This is a genomic window from Methylobacterium sp. J-059, from assembly GCF_022829485.1.
Taxonomy (GTDB): Bacteria; Pseudomonadota; Alphaproteobacteria; order Rhizobiales; family Beijerinckiaceae; genus Methylobacterium.
Genome location: NZ_JAKSYA010000160.1, coordinates 92,208 through 115,696, shown reverse-complemented (window position 1 = coordinate 115,696; position 23,489 = coordinate 92,208). Strand labels below are relative to the sequence as shown.

At 69.5% G+C, this 23,489-nt stretch carries 22 protein-coding genes and 1 pseudogene; 15 read left to right on the top strand and 8 right to left on the bottom strand.

What is annotated here, in order from left to right; translation table 11 throughout:
- The 3 genes and pseudogenes from MKK55_RS25140 to MKK55_RS25130 form a co-directional block, all read right to left on the bottom strand.
- Positions 1-446 (bottom strand): annotated as a pseudogene (locus MKK55_RS25140) (hypothetical protein); the annotation flags it as partial.
- A gap of 281 nt (positions 447-727) precedes the next feature.
- A complete protein-coding gene (phbB, locus tag MKK55_RS25135) occupies positions 728-1,456 on the bottom strand; it encodes an acetoacetyl-CoA reductase (RefSeq protein WP_147729164.1) in 729 nt (242 codons plus the stop codon).
- 188 nt (positions 1,457-1,644) lie between these two features.
- Positions 1,645-2,826 (bottom strand): acetyl-CoA C-acetyltransferase, encoded by a 1,182-nt coding sequence (locus MKK55_RS25130; protein WP_147729163.1) that lies wholly within the window; start codon positions 2,824-2,826, stop codon positions 1,645-1,647.
- A 315-nt stretch (positions 2,827-3,141) separates the two neighbouring features.
- On the opposite strand from MKK55_RS25130, the gene phaR reads away from it, so the two are divergent.
- Together phaR and MKK55_RS25120 are read left to right on the top strand one after the other, a co-directional pair.
- Positions 3,142-3,747 carry a polyhydroxyalkanoate synthesis repressor PhaR gene (phaR, locus tag MKK55_RS25125; protein ID WP_243933063.1) on the top strand — a complete coding sequence of 202 codons (606 nt, stop codon included), beginning with the start codon at positions 3,142-3,144 and terminating at the stop codon, positions 3,745-3,747.
- Between the two features lie 187 nt (positions 3,748-3,934).
- The gene (locus MKK55_RS25120) at positions 3,935-4,240 is read left to right on the top strand and encodes a hypothetical protein (RefSeq protein ID WP_243938215.1); all 306 of its coding nucleotides are present in this window, start codon (positions 3,935-3,937) and stop codon (positions 4,238-4,240) included.
- A 15-nt stretch (positions 4,241-4,255) separates the two neighbouring features.
- On the opposite strand, the gene rpmF is transcribed toward MKK55_RS25120, so the two are convergent.
- On the bottom strand, positions 4,256-4,444 hold the full coding sequence (rpmF, locus tag MKK55_RS25115; RefSeq protein ID WP_147729459.1) for a 50S ribosomal protein L32: 189 nt from the start codon (positions 4,442-4,444) through the stop codon (positions 4,256-4,258).
- Between the two features lie 495 nt (positions 4,445-4,939).
- On the opposite strand from rpmF, the gene MKK55_RS25110 reads away from it, so the two are divergent.
- From MKK55_RS25110 to MKK55_RS25095, 4 genes are all read left to right on the top strand, one after another.
- The gene (locus MKK55_RS25110; protein WP_147729460.1) at positions 4,940-6,061 is read left to right on the top strand and encodes a histidine kinase dimerization/phosphoacceptor domain -containing protein; all 1,122 of its coding nucleotides are present in this window, start codon (positions 4,940-4,942) and stop codon (positions 6,059-6,061) included.
- Entirely contained in the window at positions 6,058-6,507 is a 450-nt protein-coding gene (locus MKK55_RS25105; RefSeq protein ID WP_147729461.1) for a response regulator, read from the top strand. Before MKK55_RS25110 ends, MKK55_RS25105 begins: the two co-directional genes overlap by 4 nt.
- 162 nt (positions 6,508-6,669) lie before the next feature.
- On the top strand, positions 6,670-7,038 hold the full coding sequence (locus tag MKK55_RS25100) for a ComEA family DNA-binding protein (protein WP_243933067.1): 369 nt from the start codon (positions 6,670-6,672) through the stop codon (positions 7,036-7,038).
- Positions 7,039-7,860: 822 nt separating this feature from the next.
- Positions 7,861-8,484 (top strand): ribonuclease D, encoded by a 624-nt coding sequence (locus MKK55_RS25095; RefSeq protein ID WP_147730061.1) that lies wholly within the window; start codon positions 7,861-7,863, stop codon positions 8,482-8,484.
- 67 nt (positions 8,485-8,551) lie between these two features.
- Here MKK55_RS25095 and MKK55_RS25090 read toward each other — a convergent pair whose 3' ends face one another.
- The 3 genes from MKK55_RS25090 to MKK55_RS25080 all read right to left on the bottom strand — a co-directional run bounded on the left by MKK55_RS25090 (position 8,552) and on the right by MKK55_RS25080 (position 12,201).
- On the bottom strand, positions 8,552-8,932 hold the full coding sequence (locus MKK55_RS25090) for a hypothetical protein (RefSeq protein WP_147844773.1): 381 nt from the start codon (positions 8,930-8,932) through the stop codon (positions 8,552-8,554).
- A gap of 289 nt (positions 8,933-9,221) precedes the next feature.
- Positions 9,222-9,884: a response regulator gene (locus MKK55_RS25085; RefSeq protein WP_243933071.1), complete on the bottom strand. Its 663-nt coding sequence runs from the start codon at positions 9,882-9,884 to the stop codon at positions 9,222-9,224.
- A 154-nt stretch (positions 9,885-10,038) separates the two neighbouring features.
- Entirely contained in the window at positions 10,039-12,201 is a 2,163-nt protein-coding gene (locus MKK55_RS25080) for a molybdopterin-dependent oxidoreductase (RefSeq protein ID WP_243938213.1), read from the bottom strand.
- Positions 12,202-12,792: 591 nt separating this feature from the next.
- On the opposite strand from MKK55_RS25080, the gene MKK55_RS25075 reads away from it, so the two are divergent.
- The 3 genes from MKK55_RS25075 to MKK55_RS25065 are packed head-to-tail and all read left to right on the top strand — an operon-like array spanning position 12,793 to position 15,965.
- Complete coding sequence (locus MKK55_RS25075) at positions 12,793-13,086, top strand: hypothetical protein (protein WP_147725363.1); 294 nt, start codon at positions 12,793-12,795, stop codon at positions 13,084-13,086.
- Between the two features lie 30 nt (positions 13,087-13,116).
- Complete coding sequence (locus MKK55_RS25070) at positions 13,117-13,371, top strand: hypothetical protein (RefSeq protein ID WP_243933075.1); 255 nt, start codon at positions 13,117-13,119, stop codon at positions 13,369-13,371.
- A 38-nt stretch (positions 13,372-13,409) separates the two neighbouring features.
- The gene (locus tag MKK55_RS25065) at positions 13,410-15,965 is read left to right on the top strand and encodes a CheR family methyltransferase (protein ID WP_243938210.1); all 2,556 of its coding nucleotides are present in this window, start codon (positions 13,410-13,412) and stop codon (positions 15,963-15,965) included.
- A 235-nt stretch (positions 15,966-16,200) separates the two neighbouring features.
- On the opposite strand, the gene MKK55_RS25060 is transcribed toward MKK55_RS25065, so the two are convergent.
- Positions 16,201-16,380 carry a NepR family anti-sigma factor gene (locus MKK55_RS25060; RefSeq protein ID WP_147725361.1) on the bottom strand — a complete coding sequence of 60 codons (180 nt, stop codon included), beginning with the start codon at positions 16,378-16,380 and terminating at the stop codon, positions 16,201-16,203.
- A gap of 171 nt (positions 16,381-16,551) precedes the next feature.
- On the opposite strand from MKK55_RS25060, the gene MKK55_RS25055 reads away from it, so the two are divergent.
- From MKK55_RS25055 to MKK55_RS25030, 6 genes are all read left to right on the top strand, one after another.
- The gene (locus tag MKK55_RS25055; protein WP_147860203.1) at positions 16,552-16,893 is read left to right on the top strand and encodes a hypothetical protein; all 342 of its coding nucleotides are present in this window, start codon (positions 16,552-16,554) and stop codon (positions 16,891-16,893) included.
- 202 nt (positions 16,894-17,095) lie between these two features.
- Entirely contained in the window at positions 17,096-20,176 is a 3,081-nt protein-coding gene (fdnG, locus tag MKK55_RS25050) for a formate dehydrogenase-N subunit alpha (RefSeq protein WP_147728353.1), read from the top strand.
- 15 nt (positions 20,177-20,191) lie between these two features.
- Positions 20,192-21,127 (top strand): formate dehydrogenase subunit beta, encoded by a 936-nt coding sequence (gene fdxH, locus MKK55_RS25045; protein WP_147728352.1) that lies wholly within the window; start codon positions 20,192-20,194, stop codon positions 21,125-21,127.
- Positions 21,128-21,310: 183 nt separating this feature from the next.
- Positions 21,311-22,030, top strand: a complete 720-nt coding sequence (locus tag MKK55_RS25040) for a formate dehydrogenase subunit gamma (RefSeq protein WP_147728351.1) — start codon at positions 21,311-21,313, stop codon at positions 22,028-22,030.
- Positions 22,031-22,034: 4 nt separating this feature from the next.
- Positions 22,035-23,042, top strand: coding sequence for a formate dehydrogenase accessory protein FdhE (gene fdhE / locus MKK55_RS25035; RefSeq protein ID WP_243938209.1), 1,008 nt, complete (start codon positions 22,035-22,037; stop codon positions 23,040-23,042).
- Positions 23,043-23,209: 167 nt separating this feature from the next.
- Positions 23,210-23,485 carry a hypothetical protein gene (locus MKK55_RS25030; protein WP_147860201.1) on the top strand — a complete coding sequence of 92 codons (276 nt, stop codon included), beginning with the start codon at positions 23,210-23,212 and terminating at the stop codon, positions 23,483-23,485.
- Positions 23,486-23,489: the final 4 nt, after the last annotated feature.

The window sequence follows — 23,489 nt, the reverse complement described above, 5'->3', positions numbered from 1 at the left end:
CGCCGGCGGGCGGCGGAAGGGGGTGGGGGGGGAGGGCGGGCTTCCGGTCGGGGGGATGGGGCCGGCGCGTGGACCGAGGGGGCCGGCACGCCGGCGCGCAGGGCCGGCACGGGCTCGCGCAGCACCGCGTCGGCGCGGAGCGTGCGGGTCGCGCCGAGGGCCTGCGCCTGCAGGTGCGCCCGGGGCGTGTCCTCGTGGAGGACGCAGAGGAAGGGGACGCGCCCCGGGCCGAGCCGGTGCATGTACCGGTGCAGGCCCGAGACCTGCTGCGAATGGGCCAGCGAGGCGTCGCCGACCACGGCGACCACCTGGGACAGGTCGGGCGCGTTCCGGGACTGGTAGGGATCCAGCAGGTCGATCACCAGCGGCTCGCCGAGCGGTCGGAGCTGCCCGGCGAGCCTCCGGCCGCGCTCGGGCTGATCGGTGAGGACCAGGATCGTCTTCATGGATGTGCTTCGCCGCCCGCGATCCGCCCTTTCGCGCATCATGGGCCTGATTCCTCACCAGCGATTAAAGCAATCGCGGGTTGAGCGCGCAAAAAGCGGCCGGCGTGCATTGGCCTATAGGCACCGCGACGGGCAGATCCGGCTAGAACCCGCCTGCGTCCCGCCGCCGCATCCGCAGCCGGCGGCGGTGCCCGATCGCGCCGGCGATGCCGGGGCGGGAAGCGTCGGGCGGCCGCGGACCCGGTCCGGGCGGGGGACCCGGGCGGCCCCCCGTCGTCGTTTCAGGCGATGTACTGGGCGCCGTTGATCGTCAGGGTCGAGCCGGTGATGAAGCCCGAATCCTCGGCGGCGAGGTACTCGACCGCGCGGGCGATCTCCTCGGCCTCGCCCAGCCGCCCGACGGGGATCGTCGAGATGATCTTGTTGCGCACGTCCTCGGGCACCGCCATCACCATGTCGGTGGCGATGTAGCCCGGCGCGATCACGTTGACGGTGATGCCCTTCGCGGCGCTCTCCTGGGCCAGCGCCTTGGCGAAGCCGATCACGCCGGCCTTGGCGGCCGAGTAGTTGGCCTGGCCGATCTGGCCCTTCTGGCCGTTGATCGACGAGATCAGGATGATGCGCCCGAAGCCGCGGTTGCGCATGCCCTCGATCACCGGGCGGGTCACGGTGAAGGCCGAGTCGAGGTTGGTCTTGATGACCGCCTGCCACTTCTCGAAGGTCATCTTGTGGAACAGGCCGTCGCGGGTGATGCCGGCGTTGTTCACCAGCACGTCGACGGGGCCGACCTCGGCCTCGACCGCCTTGATGCCGGCCTCGCAGGCGGCGAAGTCGCCGACGTCGAACTTGAACACCGGGATGCCGGTCTCGGCCTTGAAGCTTTGAGCCGCCTCGTCGTTGCCGCCGTAGTTGGCGGCGACCTTGTAGCCCTTGGCCGCCAGGCCCTTCGAGATCGCCGCGCCGATGCCGCGGGTGCCGCCGGTGACGAGGGCGACGCGTTGCTGAGCCATGGTTTCCTCCAGTTTCTTGAACGTGTTCCAGTTTCTTGAACGTGTTCTCGGTCGCGATCGGGCCGGGTGCGACGGGCGTCGCCTCCGGCCCGCGGATGGTGCCGTCATGCCGCGTGCGGATGGCGTCCGCACGCGAAATGTTTTGCGTCCGGCCTAAAGCCGGATTTTCGGCTCCGGAGAGCTGTGGCTCACGCGCGCTCGATGCACATGGCGACGCCCATGCCACCGCCGATGCACAGGGTGGCGAGGCCCTTCTTGGCATCGCGGCGCTTCATCTCGTGCAGCAGGGTGACGAGGACGCGGGCGCCGGACGCGCCGATCGGGTGGCCGATGGCGATGGCGCCGCCGTTGACGTTCACCTTGGCGTCGTCCCAGCCCATGTCCTTGTTCACCGCGAGCGCCTGGGCGGCGAAGGCCTCGTTCGCCTCGATCAGGTCGAGGTCGGCGGGCTTCCAGCCGGCCTTGTCGAGCGCCTTTCGCGAGGCCGGGATCGGGCCCGTGCCCATGACCTTGGGGTCGACGCCGGCGGTGGCCCAGGACTTGATCGTGGCGAGCGGGGTGATGCCGCGGCGCTCGGCTTCCGAGGCCGACATCAGCACGATCGCGGCGGCGCCGTCGTTGAGGCCGGACGCGTTGGCGGCCGTCACCGTGCCGTCCTTGGAGAAGGCCGGCTTCAGCTTGGCCATGGCCTCCACCGTCGCGCCGTCGCGGATGTACTCGTCGGTGTCGACGACCACGTCGCCCTTGCGGCCCTGGACGGTGACCGGGGCGATCTCCTCCTTGAAGCGGCCCTCCTTGCGGGCGGCCTCGGCCTTGTTCTGCGAGCGGGTGGCGAACTGGTCCTGCTGCTCGCGGGTGAGCTGGAAGGCCTGGGCCACGTTCTCGGCGGTGGTGCCCATGTGGTAGCCGTTGAAGGCGTCCCAGAGCCCGTCCTTGATCATGGTGTCGACGAGCTTGACGTCGCCCATCTTCTGGCCGCCGCGCAGGTACTGCGCGTGGGGGGCGAGCGACATCGACTCCTGGCCGCCGGCGACGATGACGGTGGCGTCGCCGTTGGCGATCTGCTGCATGCCGATGGCGACGGTGCGCAGGCCCGAGCCGCAGACCTGGTTGACGCCCCAGGCGGTGGCCTTCTCGGGGATGCCGGCGGCGATGGCGGCCTGGCGGGCGGGGTTCTGGCCGGCGCCGGCGGTGAGCACCTGGCCGAAGATCACCTCGTCCACGTCGTCGGGGGAGACGCCGGCGCGCTCGAGGGCGGCCTTGATCGCCACCTTGCCGAGCTCGTGCGCGGGCACCGTGTTGAAGGCGCCGCCGAACGAACCAACCGCCGTGCGCGCCGCGCCGACGATGACGATGTCTTCGCTTGCCATCTGAAACGTTCTCCTCGTGGTCGGCCGGCGCGTCTTGGAGATCGCGCGCTCGAAAATGCCGTTCCCCCGGATGAAGGGCCTCGCTCGATCGAAGTCAAGAAGGCTGAACCGCCGGGCGTGACGCTCGGCGGGCGGCGGCTGCTCGCTCGGGCGACCCGGGACGCGCCGGGAATTAGCATTATTCCGCGGGAAAAGGCGCCAGATTGCTATTTTCGTCGCCGGCTGAAAGCCTTAAGGTCGAGATCGGCGCGTGGGCGGCTCCCGGCGGCGGGGGCCCGGCCGTGGTCGTCGCGCGATCGGGGAGAGGCCGCAGAGATGGCGGACAGCGTCAAGGCACAACAGACCGTCATCAAGAAGTACGCCAACCGGCGCCTGTACCACACCGGAACCTCGACCTACGTCACCCTCGAGGACCTCTCGACGATGGTGCAGAACGGCGAGGACTTCGTCGTCTACGACGCGCGCACCAGCGACGACATCACCCGCTCGGTGCTGACGCAGATCATCTTCGAGCAGGAGAACAAGGCCGGCGCCGACAACCTCCTGCCGGTGGCGTTCCTGCGCCAGCTGATCCGCTTCTACGGCGACAGCATGCGCACGATGGTGCCGAGCTTCCTCGAGTTCTCGATGGCGAACTTCGCGCGTGACCAGGACGGCCTGCGCGAGAAGTTCTCGACCGGATTCGGCTCGTCGGCGTTCCAGAGCGCCATCGAGCAGCAGGTGCGGGCCAACATGGGCTTCTTCGGCGACGCCATGAAGATGTTCACCGGCTTCACCCCGCCCGGCGTGACGAACGCCGGCACCCATGCCGGGCAGGCCGCCCCGCCCGCGCCGGCCGCCGCCGCCGGCAGCGACCTCGACGACCTCAAGCGCCAGATGCTGGCGATGCAGGAGCGCCTCGAGGCGCTGGCGAAGAAGTAGGGATCTCTTCCCGCCCCCCGACGGATCTCGGGCGTGCCCGAGATCCGCACCCCGTGTGCCCAGGTCGGGCAGGCCCGACTTGGGTGCGGGGGAGGGGAGAGGCGCGTGCCGATAAAAGGTTGACGAACCGTTAACATCGGCCCCACCTTTGCAGCGCCGGCCCCGACCGGGCCGGGAGATGCGGGCGATGATGCAGATCGGGACAATCGGGCGTGTCGGGACGGTACGGGCGACCGTGCGGCCGCAGGCGCCCGAGCCGCGGGAGCCGGCGCGGCCGACCGCGCCCTCCCGCGCCCTGGTGGCGATTGCCGGCGGGCGGGCCGAGGCGCCGGAGGACGCGGCCACGCAAAAAGCCCGCGGCGGCACGCGGCCGCTCGCAGGCTTCCTGACACAGATGATCGTCGAATCCGACCCGACCCTGCGGCCGTCGCGGCTGGAGCGCACCGGGATCGCCGCCGCGCGCTACGCCGAGACGGCGCGGCTCACGGCCTGATCCCGGACGGCCGTCTCAGGCCTCGGTCGACTTGACGTTCAGGACCTGGCGGCCGCGATACATGCCGGTCTTCAGGTCGATGTGGTGGGGGCGGCGCAGCTCGCCCGAATCCTTGTCCGTCACGTAGGTCGGCGCCTTGAGGGCGTCGGCCGAGCGGCGCATGCCGCGGCGGGAGGGGGAGGTCTTGCGCTTCGGAACGGCCATGACGGGAAATCCTTGCGGTCTGGCGCCAAAGCGGCGCCCGGGCGTCTCCCGATCGGGATCGCCTCGCGCACCGCTCAATACGGAGATTCGAAGGCGCGCTTATAGCGGCGGCGGGCCGGCATGGCTAGGGGGCGTCGCGCGCCCTCGGCGAGCCCCCGGAACGGCGCGACGCTCCGCTCGGGAACGGCCCCGGATGGTGCGACGATGACGGCCCGTTGCCGGCCATCTGTGGGGCGCAATACTTGCCGACGGCGGGGTATGATGCCGCGGGCGCAACCTGAGCCGGGGCCGGCGAAGATGCGTGCCACGCGGAAGAAAGTCGGGCGGGGGCAGAATTCTTTGAACCTTTTCCCGTCCATGCCCCGTTAAGCTTCGGGGCCGCCCGGCTGTTCGCATTACGAACCGGGCGCCCCGCCTCCTGAAGTCCCGCCGGCACGTGGGGTGACCCCGACCGACCCGACGGCGGATACGACCCGTTGAGAGAGATCACGTTCGATGGAATCGTCCGACGCGTGGCGCCAGACCGGCCGCCTGGACACCGAGCAGGGCAAGGGCGACCCGTTCGCCGCCGCGGTCCGCGCGACGCGGATGGCGATGATCATCACCGATCCGCGCCAGGCCGACAACCCGATCGTGTTCGTCAACGACGCGTTCCTGCGGATGACCGGCTACGCCCGCGACGAGATCATGGGCCGCAATTGCCGCTTCCTGCAGGGCGCGGGCACCGACCGCGGCGCCGTCGCGCTCATCCGCGAGGCGGTGACGGCGGGGCGGGACATCGCCATCGACATCCTGAACTACCGCAAGGACGGCACCCCGTTCTGGAACGCGCTGTACCTCAGCCCGGTCACCAACGAGGCCGGCGAAGTGCCCTACTTCTTCGCCTCGCAGCTCGACGTGACCGACCGCGTCGACGCGCACATGCGGGTCGAGCAGGAGAAGGCGCATTTCGAGGCCGAGGTCGCCAAGCGCACCCACGACCTCAGCCAGTCGCTCGCGACGCAGACGATGCTGGTCCACGAGGTCGACCACCGGGTCAAGAACAACCTCCAGATGATCGCCGCCCTGCTCGCCATGCAGACCAAGGCGATCACCGACCCGTCGGCGCGCGCGGCGATGGAGATGATGCTGACCCGCGTCGAGGCGCTCGGCACCGTGCACCGGCGGCTGTACCAGTCGAACGACGTCGAGCGCTTCGACGTCGCCGAGTTCGCCCGCGACCTCTCCAACGACCTGGTGCGCGGCTCCGGCCGCGACGGCATCCGCCTGCATCTCGACCTCGAGACGGTGGAGGTGCCGGTCTCCAAGGCGCCGCCGGTGGCGCTGATGATGAACGAGCTCATCACCAACGCGCTCAAGCACGCCTTCCCCGACGAGCGCCCCGGCCGGCTCTCGGTCACGGTCGCGCCGGACGGCAAGTACTTCGCCATCAAGATCGCCGACGACGGCATCGGCATGCCGATCGAGGTGATGGAGAAGCGCTCCTTCGGCAAGCGCCTCATCGGCACCCTGTGCCGGCAGCTGAACGCCAGCATCGCCTGGCAGTCGAACGAGCCGGGGACCACGGTCAACATACGCCTGCCGCGCGAGACGGCGGACAGTTCGGAGACGCCGTGACCGAACCGCTGCGGATCCTGGTGGTGGAGGACGAGGCCCTCATCCTCATGCAGATCGAGATGATGCTCGAGGAGGCCGGGCACCGCGTGGTCGGCACCGCCATGACCGCCGCCGAGGCGATCGCCCAGATCGAGGCGTGCCGGCCCGAGCTGGTGCTGATCGACCTGCGGCTCGCCGACGGCTCGTCCGGGATCGAGGTGGCGCAGGCGATCCGCGACCGCGCCGGCATCACCGCCGCCTTCATGACCGCCAACGCGCGCCAGCTCACCGAGGAGATGGAGGGGGCGACGGCGGTGATCTCGAAGCCGTTCAGCGAGACCGTGCTCGAGGCCGCGCTCGCCTACCTCGAGACCTGCGTGCGCCGCCCGCCGCCGACCGGCCCGGTGCCGAACGGGATGCGGATCTCGCCGCAATGCCTCGCCCGCTTCGCCGCGATGCGCCCCTGACGGCCGCCGGGCCCCGATGACGGAACGGATGCGCGCGCTCGGGATTGGAACCGGCGCCTGGGGCGGCGTGTCGCAGCGTTAAGCCGCGGTTCAAGCGCGCCGGCCCACACCCCAGGCCGTCGGCGCCGGGCACCGGGCCGCCGTTCCTTCGGGAGGACCACCATGGCCACTCAGTTCCTGCGCACCCTCGCCGTTCTCGCCTGCCTCGCCGCCGCGCCGGCGCTGGCGCAGAGCCCCGCCCCCGCGACCCCGACCAAGCCCGCGGCGACCGCGCCCGCCGCCCCGGCCGCGCCGATGAAGCCCTCGGCCCCCGTCGCCGGCGCGCCGAACGCCGCCAAGGGCGCCCTGCTCGACCTCAACAGCGCCTCCGCCGCCGAGCTCGACGCGCTCCCCGGCATCGGCGCCGCCCGCTCGGCCGCGATCATCAAGGGCCGCCCCTACAAGGGCAAGGACGACCTCGTTCAGAAGAAGATCCTCTCGCAGTCGGTCTACGACGGCATCAAGGACAAGGTCATCGCCAAGCAGAAGTGAATTTTTGGGAGTTTGGGCCGGCGCGCGGGGGGTGGCCGCGCGCCGGGAGTGGAGAGTGTTGGCGCTTGACAGAGTTCTATTGACCGCTTTCGACCATTCTCGCGCCCGAGGAAGGTCCGCTCCAGGTTTTGGGTGAGGCAGCGTCGGACGATCGGAATAGGTGGCAAAAGGACTGTAGGAAGGTTCATTCCTGAAACCTCTATCAATTTTCGATCATTAGTTTTGCTAAAACCTAGCGGGACTTCGCTGATGTTTTTTCTTCTCATTGCTATGTCTGGACTATCGTGCCCTTATCCAGCCGATCAATGGGTGCCGATCCCCTTTCGTCGAGACATGCCCAAGGAAGCAGTGATTGCTTTCGGAGAGTTGGCTGACAAAAACGAGCCATTCAATCGAACTGATTTAAAGACATCGCTGCCTTCGCGCCGTTTCGTGAATGCACGGGGTCATGGATGTGAGTTGATACTAACCTATATACGAGGAGGTAGAGGGGAAAGCTTGGAGGAAGCTAAGATGATGTTCGAAGACGGTCATTGGATGGTCGCTAAATATCAATAAATTCTGTTTTTGCAACATGATAAAATCTAATTATTGGATGAAGTAATCAAAGGGCGCGTAACCGGTTTTGCTTTAGGTCGAACGGCGCCTGAGCATCTGAGTAGAGTCGCATGCGGAACGCCCGCTTTCGGACCAAAGGCCGAACTCCGTCCCTCCCATAGCCCTCGTTCAAGCCCGTCGAACCCGCGTCCCCTCAACCTTGTCCCCCACCCCAGCGGATGATACCCGCCCCAAAAACCCCCCACCCCCAAAAGCCCGAAAACCATGCCGAGCCACACCATCCGCCTGCATCGCGGCGACCTGCCGGCCGGGTACGAGCCGGGGGCGGCGATCGCCGTCGACACCGAGACGCTGGGGCTCAACCCGCATCGCGACCGGCTCTGCGTCGTGCAGGTCTCGAAGGGCGACGGCTCGGCCGACGTCGTGCAGATCCTTCGCGATGGGCCGGTGCCCGCGGTGCTGGCGGGCATCCTGGCCGATGCGGGGGTGCGGAAGATCTTCCACTATGCGCGGTTCGACCTCGCGGTGCTGTACCGGGCGCTCGGGGTGATGCCGGCGCCGGTCTACTGCACCAAGATCGCCTCGAAGCTCGCGCGCACCTACACCGACCGGCACGGGCTCAAGGACGTGGTCCGCGAATGCGTCGGGGTCGACCTGTCGAAGGCGCAGCAATCCTCCGACTGGGGCGCCGAGACGCTGACGCCGGCGCAGGTGGAGTACGCCGCCTCCGACGTGCTCCACCTCCACGCCGCGCGCGACCGCCTCGACCGGATGCTGGCGCGCGAGAACCGCACGGATCTCGCCGAGGCCTGCTTCGCCTTCCTGCCGACCCGCGCCCGGCTCGACCTCGACGGCTGGCCCGAGGTCGACATCTTCGCCCACACCTGAGCGGCGCCCGGCCCGCGGCGGCGGCCCGGCGGGGGCGGCCGCCGGGCCGAGGCGGCGTCGGGCCGGATCAGTCGTCGCAGGGCAGCAGGTCGGCGCCGTCGGCGATGAACTGCGCGGTGTCGCGGACGGTCTGCGGCGTGCGCGGATCGTGGGCGACGAGGCCGGCCTCCTCGCGCAGGCGGTCGTTGCAGGCGCAGTGCGGCAGCCGGCCCGAGGCGCGGTCCGGCGTGCAGGCGTCGTGGTGGGCGCAGGCGAGGTCGAGGGCGTCCACCGGCGGGTGCCCCGGCCCGCGGTTGCCCGGGCCGCAGAAGTTGCCGTGGATCAGCAGGGCGTTGTGGGCGCCGTCGATCCGCGGCATCTCCTGCGCGTGGACCAGGGCGGGCAGCGCCACGGCGAGGGCGCCCGCGAGGGCGAGCCCGCGGAAACGGATGGTTCGAAAAACGGTCACGGTCGATCCTGTTCGCTGACGCCGCCCTCGACGGGGAAGATGGGGCGTCGATCCGGCAGGGCAACCGGCGGATCAGCCGCGCGATCCGAGCGTCGTCGCAAAGGTCGCACCGGGGTCGGGAGCCTACAGGGCCGGGCTCCGCCGGCGAAGCACCAGTCGATCGTGCCGGTCCGGTTGACGCATGTTAAGGCCGGACCGGGCCGTTGCTATCATAGGCTGCAAAGATCGCTCGGATCGGCAGGAAACTGCCGGATCTCAAGATCGCGTGTGGTGCGAAGACCGCGCGCGCTCAGCCGGCATGGCCGTCCTGCGGGCGGTCGAAGTCGAGCGACGCGGTGTCGATCACGATCTGCGTCCGGCTGATCACCTCGAGCTTGCGCAGGATCTCGGACACGTGGGCCTTCACGGTCGAGTCGCCGACCTGGAGCGCGTGGGCGATCTGCTTGTTGAGCTTGCCCTGGCGGATCATCAGCAGCACCCGCATCTGCTGCGGGGTGAGCCGGGCGATGCGCTCGGCGAGCGGGGCCTTCCGCGCGGCGCCGCGGGCGGGCGGCCCGGCCTCGGCGAGGCCTTCGGGAATCGCGAGCGCGCCGGCGAGCACGTCCCGGATCGCCCGCGTCAGCGTCGCCTTGTCGACCGCCTTCGGCACGTAGCCGGCCGCCCCGTGGTGCAGCGCCTCGCGCATGATGCGCGGATCCTCGTGCCCCGACACCACCAGGATCGGCACGCGCGGAAACCGGGCGCGGATGGTGACGAGCCCGTCGAAGCCCGACACCCCCCGCATCGACAGGTCGAGCAGCGTCAGCTCGATGCCGCGATGGGCGGCCAGCATCGCGCAGGCCGCCGCGATCCCGTCGGCCTCGTGCAGCACCGCGTCGGGATCGGACAGGCCGATCGTGCTGGCGAGCGCCTCGCGGAACAGCGGGTGGTCGTCGACGATCAGGAGTTCCATGGCCTCCCCCTCCGGGGCTCGGCCGCCCCGCGCGTCCGCCCGCAACCGCCGACGAGGCCTCGCACATCCGCCGCATCCGGCCAAGCCCGGGGCGCCGTCCGCAGGCAGCACGCGCCCCGTGGGGCGCCTGCTGGCCGCACGGCCGGCGACGCCCTCAGTTCGCCCGAACGACCTCGACGAGGTTGTCCGAGAACGAGGGCGCGTGGCCCATGTCGCTGAAGGCGCCCGACGAGATGCTGTTGACCGTGCCCTCGTTGAGCTGGCGCCAGTAGCCCAAAGTCGCGACCACGATGCCGGCCGTCACGTCGTCGGTGATGCGGGCCACGCCCTTGAAAACGCCGCGGTCGTTGGCGACCTGCACCTTGTCGCCGTCGCGAATGCCGCGGGCGTCGGCGTCGGCCTGGCTGATCAGTACGAACTGCTCGCCCTGGCCCTTCTGCTTGTCCTCCATGTTGGCGTAGCAGGAGTTCAGGAAGTAGTGGCTCTTGGGCGAGACGATGTTGAGCGGGAAGCGCCTGGCCAGCTCCGGGTCGTTGGCGTGGGATTCCCTCGGGCCGAGGTAGTCGGGCAGGGGATCGAGCGCCTCGCCGGGCTGGAAGCCCTCGTACATCTGCCGGAACGGCGGCGCGACGAAGTTCGTGGCGCCCTCCACCTTCAGCATGCACTTGCCGGTCGGCGTCGGGAAGTTGCCCTCCCGGTGCGGCGCCCGGTCGTCCGGCGTGCCGACCTTGAGGCGGGCGAAGCCGTGCTCGCGCATGTAGGCGAGGTCGATGCCCTCGCAGGCCGGCGACGACCAGTCGACGTAGTGCTCGAGGCACTCGCTGTCCGACCACGTGAAGTTCTCCTCCGCGTAGCCGAGCCGGGCCGCGAGCCGGCGGAAGATCTCGTTGTTCGGGATCGCCTCGCCGGGCGCGTCCGCGCACTTGGTGTTGTAGGTCAGGTAGAGGTGGCCCCAGGACAGGATCATGTCCTCCATCTCCGCGCCCATCGTGGCGGGCAGCAGGATGTCGGCGTAGGACGCCGTGTCGGAGATGAAGTGCTCGGCCGAGACCATGAACAGGTCCTCGCGCATCAGCCCCTCGACGATCTTGTCGGTCTCGGGCGCCTGCGTGACGGGGTTCGAGTTCCAGCACATCATCGACAGGATCGGCGGGTCGAGCTTCAGCTCGCCGGTGAGCGCGCGCCCGATCTGCAGGTTCGACACGACGCGGGTCCCCTCCGGGATCAGGTCGGGCCGGCACATCACGTCGAACTTGTAGGGATGCTCCCACACGCCGAACTGGGTGACGCCGCCGCCGACGTGACGCCACGCGCCGGTCAGCGCCGGGATGCAGGTGACGGCGCGGATGGTCTGGCCGCCGCCGTAATGCCGCTCCAGCGCCACGCCCATGCGGATGCCGACCGGCTGCTCGGTCGCCATCTCGCGGGCGAGCGTGCGGATGTCCTCGGCCGGGACGCCGGTGATCGCGGCGGCCCATTCCGGCGTGCGGGGCGCGGCCCGCTCCTTCAGCTCCGCGAAGCCGACCGTGTGGTTGTCGACGTAGTCCTGGTCGACGAGGCCCTGCGCGATGATCGAGTTGATCAGCGCCATGGCGAGCGCGCCGTCGGTGCCGGGCTTCGGGGCGATGTGCCAGTCGGCCGCCTTGGCGGTGCGCGAGGCGTAGGTGTCGATGACGACGACCTTGGCGCCCTTCTTCTGGGCGTCCTTGACGATGGCCCAGTGGTGCAGGTTCGTCGAGACCGAGTTGCAGGCCCAGATCACGATGTACTTGGAGTGGATGTAGCTGTCCGGGTCGAGGCCGGCGGTCGGGCCGACGGTGAGCAGCCACGCGGTGCAGGAGCCCTCGCCGCAGAAGGTGCGCTCGGTCACGGTGGCGCCCATGCGGTTGAAGAAGGCGTCGCCGCCGTTCAAGCCGTGCACGAGGCCCTGGTTGCCGAGGTAGCTGTAGGGCGCGATCGCCTCGGGGCCGTGCTGGTCGATGATCGCCTTCCAGCGCGTGACGATGGTGTCGAGCGCCTCGTCCCAGGTGATGCGCGCGAACTGCTTCGCGCCCTTCGGGCCGACGCGCTTCATCGGGTAGAGCAGCCGGTCGGGATGGTAGTGGCGCTTCTCGTAGTCCTTCAGCTTCACGCAGAGGCCGCCGCGGGTCATCGGATGGTCCGGGTTGCCCCGCACGCCGAGCAGCTCCCCGTCCTTCACCTCGAACAGCATCGAGCAGGTGTCCGGGCAATCGTGCGGGCAGCCGCCGAAGAAGGTCTCGGTCAGGCTCTCGGCCTCCGCGACGATCAGGGAGTCCGGCTTGACGATTTCGTTCATGTTTCCTCCACCGTCGGGCGTCCGGCCTTCTTGGCGTTCCGGATGGCGTGCCCGATTCACGCCTAAGGTGCACGAAACTGCAAACCATTCCAAATTCCGGGCGGGCGGAAGGGCCGGATCCGGTGCGATCCCTGGCACCGGCCGTTTCGTCGCGGCCGCGCCGAGCCCGCGTGCCGGCCGGCCACGGTTCCGATGTCGGCTCGGGTCGTACGGCTCCGGGAGGCCGCCGCCGATGAAGGGCGCCCGGTGGACCTGACGCGCGCGCGCAGGTCCACCGGAAGCGGACGTCGCCGTCGCGCCCGCGCACGACCCATGGCAAGGCCGGACGGTCCGCTTCCGGGCCGCGCATGGAGCGACGACTTGGGAACGCGGGACTTGTACTTGCGTCTGCTCGATGGATGCGAAAGCCGACCTGCCCCGCATGCTGACGTTCGGTCCTCCCGATCGCCCTCGAACGCAATCGTCGGATTGCCACATCTATAAATTGCGTGCACGTTCCGATCTGCCGCACGGAAGTCGTCCATGTGCGGGCATGGGACGGAAACCGGAGCGCCGATGATAGACCGCTCACGAGCAGACCGGTGCCTTGAGGTGGCCCGTGAGCTGCGCGCCATGGCCGAGGAGACGCGGCGGACGCTCCAGGCCTCGCGCGCGCTCGTCCTACGCTCCCGGGAGCAGACCGCTGCGGGGCCTCTCGCATCCTGCATGGACGACGCCCCCGGCCCGTCGAACCAATTGGTGGCGTCCCTCATCGAGGCCTACGAGGCCGCGGAAGACGACCCCGACACCCAGACCCGCCTGCTCCTCGGTCACGTGCTCCATCATGTCGGGCGTCGCATCGCCGGCGTGATGGGACCGCGCGTGGCCGGGATCGCCGTGCATTGATCGCCGCGGCGCGGGGATCGGCGGACGGTCATGATGAACGGTGACGACCTGCAGGACGACGACCCCGGTGCGCTGGTCCGCATCGCCCGGTCGCTGGGCGTTCCGGTGGCGACCTTCCTGACCGCCGACCCGGCTCGGGCACCGGACACCGAAACCGCCGTGGCGGGCCTGGATCATCTCCCCGAAGTGGTGGCGCTGCTGCGGCTGTTCGTGCGGCTGAAGAGCCCCGAGGCCCGGGCCCGCTGCCTCGCCTACGTCGTGCAGGAGGCCACGCACGACAGCTGATCCGCACGGCCGTCCTCGACATCGGGCGAGAACGCAGGATGCTGGGACCCGACGAACGGCATTGCATCGATCCGAAGGCTCAGAACATCGTGATGGACCACGACCACTTTCCGATCGTCGGCATCGGCGCGTCCGCGGGCGGCATCGAAGCGATGCAGGGCTTCTTCCGCGGGGTGCCGGAGACGCTCGGGGCAGCCTTCGTCATCGTCACGCATCTCAGCCGGGACCACAAGAGCCTGCTCCCGGACGTCCTGGCCCGGTTCACGCCGCTGGAGGTCGAGACCGCCACCGACGGCGCGCCGGTCCGACCGGGCCGCATCTACGTCATGCCGGGCGGTTTCGTCATGGGCATCGTGGACGGCCGGCTGACGTTGAGGCCGCTCGAGCCGAAGGTCCGCGAGACCAAGCCGGTCGACATCTTCCTGACGGCCCTGGCCCTCGACCAGGGCGAGCGCGCGGTCGGCGTGATCCTGTCCGGCGGCGACGGGGACGGCGCCATCGGCATCAAGGCGATCAAGGAGCACGGCGGCCTGACCTTGGCCCAGACCCTGGACGGCTTCGGGCCCGAGACCCCCGACATGCCGCTCAGCTCGCTGCGGACCGGCTTCGTCGATTTCGGCGAGCCGGCCGAACGGATGGGCGACCGGATCGCCGCGCACAGCACCGCCGCGCGGGAGGCCCAGGCCGACCCGGCCGCGCAGGAGCTCGACGCCGAGCTGCTTGCTGAGATCTTCGTCATCCTCCGCTCGCAGGTCGGGCACGACTTCTCGGGCTACAAGCCCAACACCTTCGTGCGTCGCCTGCAGCGGCGCATCGGCGTGGTCGGGGCGGCCGGGCCGGACGCCTACCTCAAGCGGCTGCGTGCCGACCCGGCGGAAGTCGGGGCGCTGTTCCGGGATCTGCTGATCGGCGTGACGAACTTCTTCCGCGACGCCGCCGCCTTCGAGGCGCTCGCCGCCCACGTCATCCCGAAGCTTCTCGATGCGCGCGCGGCGACCGAGATCGTGCGGGTCTGGGTGCCGGCCTGCTCGACCGGCGAGGAGGTCTACTCCCTGGCCATCCTCCTGCGCGAGCACATGCTCACCCTGGCGGATCCGCCGCGCGTGCAGATCTTCGCCACCGACATCGACGAGCGCTCGCTCACGGTCGCCCGGACCGGCCTCTACCCGAGGACCTACCTGTCCGCCGTCTCGCCCGAGCGGGTCGCGCAGCACTTCGTCGTCGAGGGCGACAGCGCGGTGGTCAAGAAGGCCGTGCGCGACCTGTGCACCTTCGCCCCGCACAGCGTGCTGCGCGACCCGCCGTTCTCGCGCCTCGATCTCGTCTCGTGCCGAAACCTGCTGATCTACCTCGGCGTCGATGCCCAGCAGCAGCTGATGCCGGTGCTGCACTACGCCCTGCGTCCGCGCGGCTACCTGTTCATCGGCATGGCCGAGAACGTGACGCGCTTCGAGGACCTGTTCGAGACGATCGACAAGCGGCACCGCATCTTCCAGGCGCGGGACGCGATCCCGCCGGCCCGGTTGCCGCCGATGTCCGGGCCGGACACGGCGGTCTTCGTGGGGACCGGCCATCCGCACCGGCGCAACGTGAAGACGCACGCGGCCCTGCGGCACACGGTCGAGACGCTGATGCTGTCCGAGTTCACGCCCCCCCACGCGGTCGTGACGCGGACGGGCGAGGCCGTGCATTACTCGTCGCGGATCGGCGATCATCTGGAGGTCGTGCCCGGCCAGCCGACCCGGGAGCTGGCCGCGATGGCGCGCAAGGGCCTGCGGCTGGATCTCCGGACGGCCCTGCGCGAGGCGATCGAGGGCAACACCCGGGTCGTGCGCGACAGCATCGGCGTCGAGCTTCCGGACGGGCGCCTGCAGACGATCACCCTGGTCGTCAAGCCGCTCCACACGCCGAGCGAGACGGAGCCGCTGTTCCTGGTGGTGTTCGACGAGGCCGCCGCCCCCGTCGAGAAGGAGCGGCGGCAGGCTCTGGAAGCCGACGATCGGGACGCGGCGATCCACGGCCTGGAGCGCGAGCTGAGCAGCACGCGCGAGCGGCTCCAATCCGTGATCGAGGAGTACGAGACCTCCCTCGAGGAGCTCAAATCCTCGAACGAGGAGCTGTACTCCGTCAACGAGGAGATGCAGGCCGCCAACGAGGAGCTCGAGGCCGCGAAGGAGGAGACGCAGTCTCTGAACGAAGAGCTTCAGACGATGAACGTCGAGCTGACGTCGAAGATCGAGGCGATCGATCAGCTGAGCGACGACCAGGCCACGCTGTTCGAGGGCATGAACGTTGCCAGCGTGCTCCTCACGCCGGATCTCCACATCCGCATGTTCACCCGTGCCGCGGCGCAGATCTTCGGCTTGCAGCCGAGCGACGTCGGCCGGTCCCTGCGCAACTTCTCGGCGCCGATCGCCCTGACGTGGCTGTCGGACGAGATCCCGACGGTGCTGGCGACGCGCCGGCCCTCCGAGCGGACGATCGAGGGCGCGGACGGCGCCCGCTACCATGTCCGGTTGATGGCCTCGTCCCGGAAGGGCAGCCGGGCGCCCGGCATCGTCGCGAACTTCACGAACCTGCGCGAGCCGGGGTGACCGACCGTCTTGCCCTGCGCGCCCGCGACCTCGGCGACGCCCGCACCGGTGCCCGTGCGCGGGCACCGGCCGTCGGCACGGCTTTGCGGAGCATGGCGCCTTCCGGCTCATGAGCGCGCGGATCGCGGCGCCGGCCCAGGCCGATGGTCGAACGGCAGCTTTTCGGCCGCTCGCCACCCCCAGGCGACCCCCGGAAACCGAGCCGCAGAGCGAAGACCCTCGCGCCGAGGCTTCCTCAGCCCTTCGGGCGGTCCAGCTGCGCGATCAGCGCTTCGAGGCGCTCGCTCACCGGGGCGGAGAGGGTGTCGGCGTAGAGGTTGCGCAGGTTTTGGCCGAGGTGGCGGCGCACGCTCGGGTTCAGCGGCGGCTGGGTCTGGGGCGTCTCGCCCGGCCGGGACGTCTGCGGCTTCGCCATGACCACCGGACCCTCACGCCATTCCGACATCCCGGCAGAATGGCAAAGCTTGGTTAAGGCCTCGTCACCGGCAGGCCGCAGATGTCGCGGAATCGGAACCGTGCGCGGCGGGGGATTGTTGGCCGGTTGAGATCCCGTCGATTCCCCGATCCAGAACCCCGGACCCCGCGCGTGCTCCTCCCCCGCCTCATCTCCGCCGCCGCCGCCCTGGCGATCGCGCTCGCCTGCACCCCCGGGCACGCCCAGACCAAGCCCGGCGAGATCAAGGGCGTCGACGCGATGGGCGACAAGTCCCGCAGCGCCAACGACGGCTGGAGCCAGGCCCCCGTGCCGCGGGAGGAATCGGCGGCCAAGGACGCGCCCAATCCCGGCGGCAACGCGACGGCCGAGAACCGCAACCGCGACGTGCCGGGCGCCTCGACCGGGTCCTCCTCCGGCACCGAGCCGCAGGCGCCGCTCGATCACCGCACCCCGGGCCCCTCGGGCCAGAACCCCGCCTCGCCGTCCAAGTAAGACGTCCTTAAACCAAGTCTTGCTTCGGCCGGGCTCGGGCCCGGCAAAATATTGCAGCCGCCGCGGGATGGATCGGGCCGGCAAATCGTGGCGGCCCCGACGGCGACAGACCGACGATCTGTGTCACGGAACCGCACTTGCCTCGGCGCGCCAATCCTGGGATGCATGCTGGAATAACTCCAGTTCTGATCGGGATGGACGGATGACGATTCAGGTCTCTCGCCGCGGCCTGCTGAAGGGTGGCGCCGTCACCCTCGCGGGCGGCTCGCTCGGCGCCCTCGGCTTCGGCGGCCTCGAGCCGGCGATGGCGGCGGCGGTGCGCCCCTTCAAGCTCGCGCAGATGCGCGAGACCCGCAACACCTGCCCCTACTGCTCGGTCGCCTGCGGCATCATCCTCTACAGCCTCGGCGACAAGTCGAAGAACGCCCGCTCGGCGGTGATGCACGTCGAGGGCGATCCCGATCACCCGATCAACCGCGGCACGCTCTGCCCGAAGGGCTCGGCGCTGCTCGACTTCATCCAGGCCGAGACCCGGACGAAGTACCCGCTGCACCGCGAGGCCGGCGCGAAGGAGTTCAAGCGCGTCTCCTGGGAATTCGCCTTCGAGCGGATCGCCCGGCTGATGAAGGAGGACCGCGACAAGAACTTCGTGGCCAAGAACGGCGACCTCACGGTCAACCGCTGGACCACGATGGGCTTCCTCGGCGCCTCCGCGACCTCCAACGAGACCGCGTGGCTGACCTACAAGACGGTCCGAAGCATGGGGGCCCTGGTCTTCGACAACCAGGCCAGGGTTTGACACGGCCCATCGGTCGCCAGTCTGGCGCCCTCCTTCGGCCGCGGTGCGATGACCAACCTCTGGATGGACATCAAGCACGCGGACGTCATCACCGTCATGGGCGGCAATGCCGCTGAGGCGCATCCCTGCGGCTTCAAGTGGGTGGTCGAGGCCAAGGCCCACAACAACGCCAAGCTGATCGTCGTCGACCCGCGCTTCACGCGCACCGCGTCGGTGGCCGACCTGTACTGCCCGATCCGCCAGGGGACCGACATCGCGTTCCTGTCGGGCGTGGCCAAGTACCTGCTCGACAACGACAAGCTGCAGCACCGCTACGTCGCGGCGTATTCCAACGCCGGCTATGTCGTGCGCGAGGGCTACGACTTCCAGGACGGGCTGTTCTCCGGCTACGATCCGGAGAAGCGCGACTACGACAAGTCGACCTGGGACTACGAGATCGGTCCGGACGGCTACGCGGTCGTCGACGAGACGATGCAGCACCCGCGCTGCGTCATGCAGCTCCTGAAGAAGCACGTCGCGCTCTACACGCCCGAGATGGTGTCGCGGATCTGCGGCTCGCCGCAGGAGACCTTCCTCAAGGTCTGCGAGCTCATTGCCACGACCTCGACACCCGACCGGACGATGGCCTCGCTCTACGCGCTCGGCTGGACCCACCACTCGAAGGGCTCGCAGAACATCCGCTCGATGTGCATCGTGCAGACCCTGCTCGGCAACATCGGGATGCTGGGCGGCGGCATGCAGGCGCTGCGCGGCCACTCCAACATCCAGGGGCTGACCGACATCGGGCTGATGTCGAACCTCATCCCCGGCTACCTGAACATCCCGATCGAGAAGGAGCCGACCTACCAGTCCTACGCCGAGAAGCGGCAGTTCAAGCCGCTGCGCCCGGGCCAGACCAGCTACTGGTCGAACTACAACAAGTTCTTCGTCTCGTTCCAGAAGGCGATGTGGGGCGAGAAGGCGACCAAGGAGAACGACTGGGCCTACGACTACCTGCCCAAGCTCGACGTGCCGACCTACGACGTGCTGCGCGGCTTCGAGCTGGCGAAGCAAGGCAAGATGACCGGGTACATCATCCAGGGCTTCAACCCCCTGCTGTCGTTCCCCAATCGCGCCAAGATGACGGAAGCCTTCTCCAAGATGAAGTTCATCGTGGTGATGGATCCGCTCAAGACCGAGACCGCGCGGTTCTGGGAGAACCACGGCGAGTACAACGACGTCGACACCGCCTCGATCCAGACCGAGGTGTTCGAGCTGCCGACGACGCTGTTCGCCGAGGAGGAGGGCTCGCTCTCCAACTCCAGCCGCTGGCTGCAATGGCACTGGCAGGCCCAGGACGCGCCGGGCGAGTGCAAGCCCGACATCGACATCATGGCGGGCATCTTCCTGCGCATGAAGGAGATGTACCAGAAGGAGGGCGGCGCCTTCCCGGACGCGATGCTCAACCTGACCTGGAACTACGCGATCGCCCACGAGCCGACCCCGGTCGAGCTCGCGCGCGAGCTGAACGGCTACACGCTCGCCCCGACGCCGGGCCTCGACGGGCAGACCCTGCCGGCCGGGCGCCAGGTCGACGGCTTCGCCCAGCTCAAGGACGACGGCACCACGGCCTGCGGCTGCTGGGTCTACTCGGGCTGCTACACGGAGAAGGGCAACACCATGGCCCGCCGGGACAACACCGATCCTGGCGACCGCGGCATCGCGCCGAACTGGGCCTTCGCCTGGCCGGCCAACCGCCGCGTGCTCTACAACCGCGCCTCGTGCGACCCGGAAGGGAAGCCGTGGTCGGAGAAGAAGAAGCTCATCGAGTGGAACGGCAAGCAGTGGGTCGGCTTCGACGTGCCGGATTACGGCGTCACCGTCGCCCCCGATAAGGGCGTCGGCCCGTTCATCCTCAACCAGGAGGGCGTCGCCCGCCTGTGGACCCGCGGCCTGATGCGCGACGGGCCGTTCCCGACGCACTACGAGCCGTTCGAGTCGCCGATGGCCAACATCCCGTTCCCGCGGGTGAAGGGCAACCCGGCGTCGCGGATCTTCAAGGACGACCTGGCCGATCTCGGCACCTCGGAGGAGTTCCCCTACGCGGCGACGAGCTACCGGCTGACCGAGCACTTCCACGGCTGGACCAAGCACGCCCGGATCAACGCGATCCTCCAGCCGGAGGCCTTCGTCGAGATCTCCGAGCAGCTCGCGAAGGAGAAGGGCATCGTCAAGGGCGGCTGGGTCCGGGTCTGGTCCAAGCGCGGCTCACTCAAGGCCAAGGCGGTCGTCACCAAGCGCATCAAGCCGCTGATGTGCGACGGGAAGGCCGTCCACGTGGTCGGCATCCCGCAGCATTGGGGCTTCATGGGCCAGACGAAGAAAGGATGGCACCCGAACTCGCTCACCCCGGTGGTCGGCGACGCCAACACCGAGACGCCCGAGTTCAAGGCGTGGCTCGTCAACATCGAGGCGACGACGCCTCCTGCTGACGCCGTCGCGTAAGGGGAGCATCAGACCATGGCCGATTACAGCTCCCTCGACATCCGGCAGCGCTCCGCCTCCACGGAGACGCCGCCGGCCATCCGCTCGCACATGGAGGTCGCCAAGCTCATCGACGTGTCGAAGTGCATCGGCTGCAAGGCCTGCCAGTCGGCCTGCGAGGAGTGGAACGACCTGCGCGACGACGTCGGCGTCAACGTCGGCGTCTACGACAACCCGCACGACCTCACGCCCAAGACGTGGACCCTGATGCGGTTCACCGAGTACGAGAACGAGGCGACCAACAACCTCGAATGGCTGATCCGCAAGGACGGCTGCATGCACTGCACCGATCCGGGCTGCCTCAAGGCGTGCCCGTCCCCCGGCGCGATCGTGCAGTACTCCAACGGCATCGTCGACTTCATCGAGGAGAACTGCATCGGCTGCGGCTACTGCGTGAAGGGCTGCCCGTTCAACATCCCGCGCATCTCCGAGAAGGACCACAAGGCGTACAAGTGCACGCTGTGCTCGGACCGCGTCGCCGTCGGCCAGGCGCCCGCCTGCGCCAAGGCGTGCCCGACCGGCTCGATCATGTTCGGCACCAAGGCCGCGATGATCGAGCAGGCGCACGACCGGGTCGAGGACCTCAAGTCGCGCGGCTTCGAGCATGCCGGCCTGTACGACCCGGCCGGCGTCGGCGGCACGCACGTGATGTATGTGCTTCACCACGCCGACAAGCCGCAGCTCTATGCCGGCCTGCCGCTCGACCCGAAGATCTCGCCGCTGGTCGCCTTCTGGAAGGGCGGCGCCAAGGTGTTCGGGCTCGCCGCGATGGGCTTCGCGGCGGTCGCCGGGTTCTTCCACTACGTCACGGCGGGGCCGAACGAGGTCGTCGCCGAGGAGGAGGAAGAGGCGATCGAGTACGACCACGAGAAGCGCCGCGACGCCGAGAGCGGTGAGGCCCGGCCGCACTGACGGGCACGGGAGGCCGGCGCCGAAGGCGCGCCGGCCTCCCGGCTCTCGTTCGGGGCCACGGGCGCATCGATCGCGCGCGGTGGATTCCGGCGCGCGAGGACGACGCGGCCCTACGATAAGCGCGAGCCTTGTCCGCGATCGGGAGATCGTGGACGATGCTCCAGGTCGAGAGAAGCAGACCCGATGACCGTTCACACCGACATCCGAGACGGCGATGCCCGCCCCTTGCGCGAGGTGCACGAGGCGCCGGAGATCCTGTACGTTCCCCGCTACACCGGCCTGCAGCGCGTCAACCACTGGATCACCGCGATCCTGTTCACCCTGCTGACCCTCTCCGGCCTGGCGATGTTCACGCCGTACCTGTTCTCGCTCACCGGCATCTTCGGCGGGGGCCAGGCGACGCGGGCGATCCACCCGTGGTTCGGCGTGGCGCTGGCGGTCAGCTTCGCGCTGCTGTTCCTCCGCTTCTGGAAGCTCAACATCCCCAACAAGGACGACGTCGCCTGGTCGATGAAGATCGGCGACGTGGTCACCAACCGCGAGGACCGGCTGCCCGAGCTCGGCAAGTACAATGCCGGCCAGAAGGGCGTGTTCTGGGGCCAGACCGCGCTGATCGGGATCATGTTCGTCACCGGGCTGGTGATCTGGGACCAGTACTTCTACCAGTACACCGTCATCGAGACGAAGCGCTGGGCGCTGCTGGCGCACTCGCTCGCCGCGGTCGTCGCCATCGCGATCATCGTCGTGCACATCTACGCCGGCATCTGGGTGCGCGGCACCGGCCGGGCGATGGTGCGCGGCACCGTCACCGGCGGCTGGGCCTATCGCCACCACCGAAAGTGGTTCCGGCAGATCGCCGGCGGCAAGCGCCAGCGCGGCTCCACCGACAAGCGCGGGCACTGACGCCTTGGCCCGTTTCTTCAAGCGCACCCCCGCGGCCGAGCCCGCGGGGCAAGATCCCGCCGACACCGCCGGTAAAACCCCAAAACGCCAGAAGCTGCACGAGCTGCAGCCCGATCCCGACCGGATCGGCATCGCCGGCTCGGTGCCCTTCGTCCAGCTCCCCGTCCCGGCCGACCTGTTCGCGAACCGCGCCCTGCGGCTGCAGCGCCTCGCCCCCGACCATCCGATGGGCGGCTACCTCGACCTGCTCGCCCGCATCGCCACGGCGCAGGCCTCGGTTCAGACCGCGCGCGCCGGACAGGTGCCGCAGCCCGAGACCGAGCCGAATGCCGACCGCGCCCTGCGGCTCGAGCACGGCATGCCGCCGCTCTCGCGCCACAGCCTGGAGGCGCCGGGCGCCTTCCTGGCCTGCCTGGACGGGCTGCTCGCCGCCCTCGACCTCGGGCTAGCGCCGCAGGCCGCCCACGAGGCGGCGGCGGCGCTGCGATCCGCAACGCCGGAGGATCGCCTCGATCTCGGCGTGCAGGTGTTCGAGGGCGCTTTCCCGGTCGAGCGCATGGCCGAATGCGTGTTCGTCGCGGCCGCGCTCCAGCTCTGCCTGTCGGAGGCCGCCGCCCGCCTCGACCGGTCGGCGCTGAAGCCGGTGGCCGACGGCGTCTGCCCGGCCTGCGGCGGCGCTCCCGTGGCGAGCCTGATCGTCGCCTGGACCCCGGCCGACAAGGCGCGCTACCTCGCCTGCTCGCTCTGCGGCAGCCAGTGGAATCACGTCCGCATCCGCTGCACCGCCTGCGGCTCGGGCGAGGCGATCACCTACCAGAGCCTCGACGAGCTCTCGAAGGACATCCAGGTCGAGACCTGCGGCACCTGCCACAGCTACATCAAGCACCTGCACCAGCACCGCGACCCGGCGCTCGACCCCGTCGCCGACGACGTCGCCTCCTACGGCCTCGACCTGAAGATCGCCGAGGACGGCTTCCACAAGGCCGGGCTGAACCCGCTGTTCGTGACCTGAGCGCCGCTCCGCCGCCGGAGGCGAGGCGCCGGCGGCGCGGTTCCCCCCTTCCGCACCGGGCGGCGACATAACATCCATCGCGCGCGCGCATGGACCGATTGCGCGCAATCGACGTTGTCCGGGCTCAGGCGCTCGATGCGCCGTCCCCTCGTCCAGGCCCCACCCCCATGATCAAGCTCACCCTCGCCGCCGCCCTCGCGCTCGGCGTCGCCGCCCCCGCCGTCGCCCAGGTCATCGAGACGCCGACCGGCACCACCGTCGTCGTGCCGCCGGGCGCGCCGGGCGTGGTCACGCGCCAGACCAACTCGACCGGCGAGGAAGGCGCCGCCACCTACTCGCCGACCGGCCGCGCCGCCGACGGCATCGCCACCGACTCGGCCGCCTCCGGCAACGAGGGCCAGCCCTCGCGCATCGGCTCGACCGGCAGCGGCGGCGGCCGCTGAGCTT

What these genes read in the sequence shown, in the direction of transcription:
- phaR (WP_243933063.1), top strand. Translation starts at nt 3,142, where the DNA reads ATGGCGGACAGCGTCAAGGCACAACAGACCGTCATCAAGAAGTACGCC.
- MKK55_RS25095 (WP_147730061.1), top strand. Translation starts at nt 7,861, where the DNA reads ATGCCGAGCCACACCATCCGCCTGCATCGCGGCGACCTGCCGGCCGGG.
- fdxH (WP_147728352.1), top strand. Translation starts at nt 20,192, where the DNA reads ATGGCCGATTACAGCTCCCTCGACATCCGGCAGCGCTCCGCCTCCACG.
- MKK55_RS25040 (WP_147728351.1), top strand. Translation starts at nt 21,311, where the DNA reads ATGACCGTTCACACCGACATCCGAGACGGCGATGCCCGCCCCTTGCGC.
- rpmF (WP_147729459.1), bottom strand. Translation starts at nt 4,444, where the DNA reads ATGGCCGTTCCGAAGCGCAAGACCTCCCCCTCCCGCCGCGGCATGCGC.
- phbB (WP_147729164.1), bottom strand. Translation starts at nt 1,456, where the DNA reads ATGGCTCAGCAACGCGTCGCCCTCGTCACCGGCGGCACCCGCGGCATC.
- MKK55_RS25080 (WP_243938213.1), bottom strand. Translation starts at nt 12,201, where the DNA reads ATGAACGAAATCGTCAAGCCGGACTCCCTGATCGTCGCGGAGGCCGAG.
- MKK55_RS25060 (WP_147725361.1), bottom strand. Translation starts at nt 16,380, where the DNA reads ATGGCGAAGCCGCAGACGTCCCGGCCGGGCGAGACGCCCCAGACCCAG.
- MKK55_RS25100 (WP_243933067.1), top strand. Translation starts at nt 6,670, where the DNA reads ATGGCCACTCAGTTCCTGCGCACCCTCGCCGTTCTCGCCTGCCTCGCC.
- MKK55_RS25110 (WP_147729460.1), top strand. Translation starts at nt 4,940, where the DNA reads ATGGAATCGTCCGACGCGTGGCGCCAGACCGGCCGCCTGGACACCGAG.
- MKK55_RS25130 (WP_147729163.1), bottom strand. Translation starts at nt 2,826, where the DNA reads ATGGCAAGCGAAGACATCGTCATCGTCGGCGCGGCGCGCACGGCGGTT.
- MKK55_RS25085 (WP_243933071.1), bottom strand. Translation starts at nt 9,884, where the DNA reads ATGGAACTCCTGATCGTCGACGACCACCCGCTGTTCCGCGAGGCGCTC.
- MKK55_RS25065 (WP_243938210.1), top strand. Translation starts at nt 13,410, where the DNA reads ATGCTGGGACCCGACGAACGGCATTGCATCGATCCGAAGGCTCAGAAC.
- MKK55_RS25120 (WP_243938215.1), top strand. Translation starts at nt 3,935, where the DNA reads ATGATGCAGATCGGGACAATCGGGCGTGTCGGGACGGTACGGGCGACC.
- MKK55_RS25030 (WP_147860201.1), top strand. Translation starts at nt 23,210, where the DNA reads ATGATCAAGCTCACCCTCGCCGCCGCCCTCGCGCTCGGCGTCGCCGCC.
- MKK55_RS25070 (WP_243933075.1), top strand. Translation starts at nt 13,117, where the DNA reads ATGATGAACGGTGACGACCTGCAGGACGACGACCCCGGTGCGCTGGTC.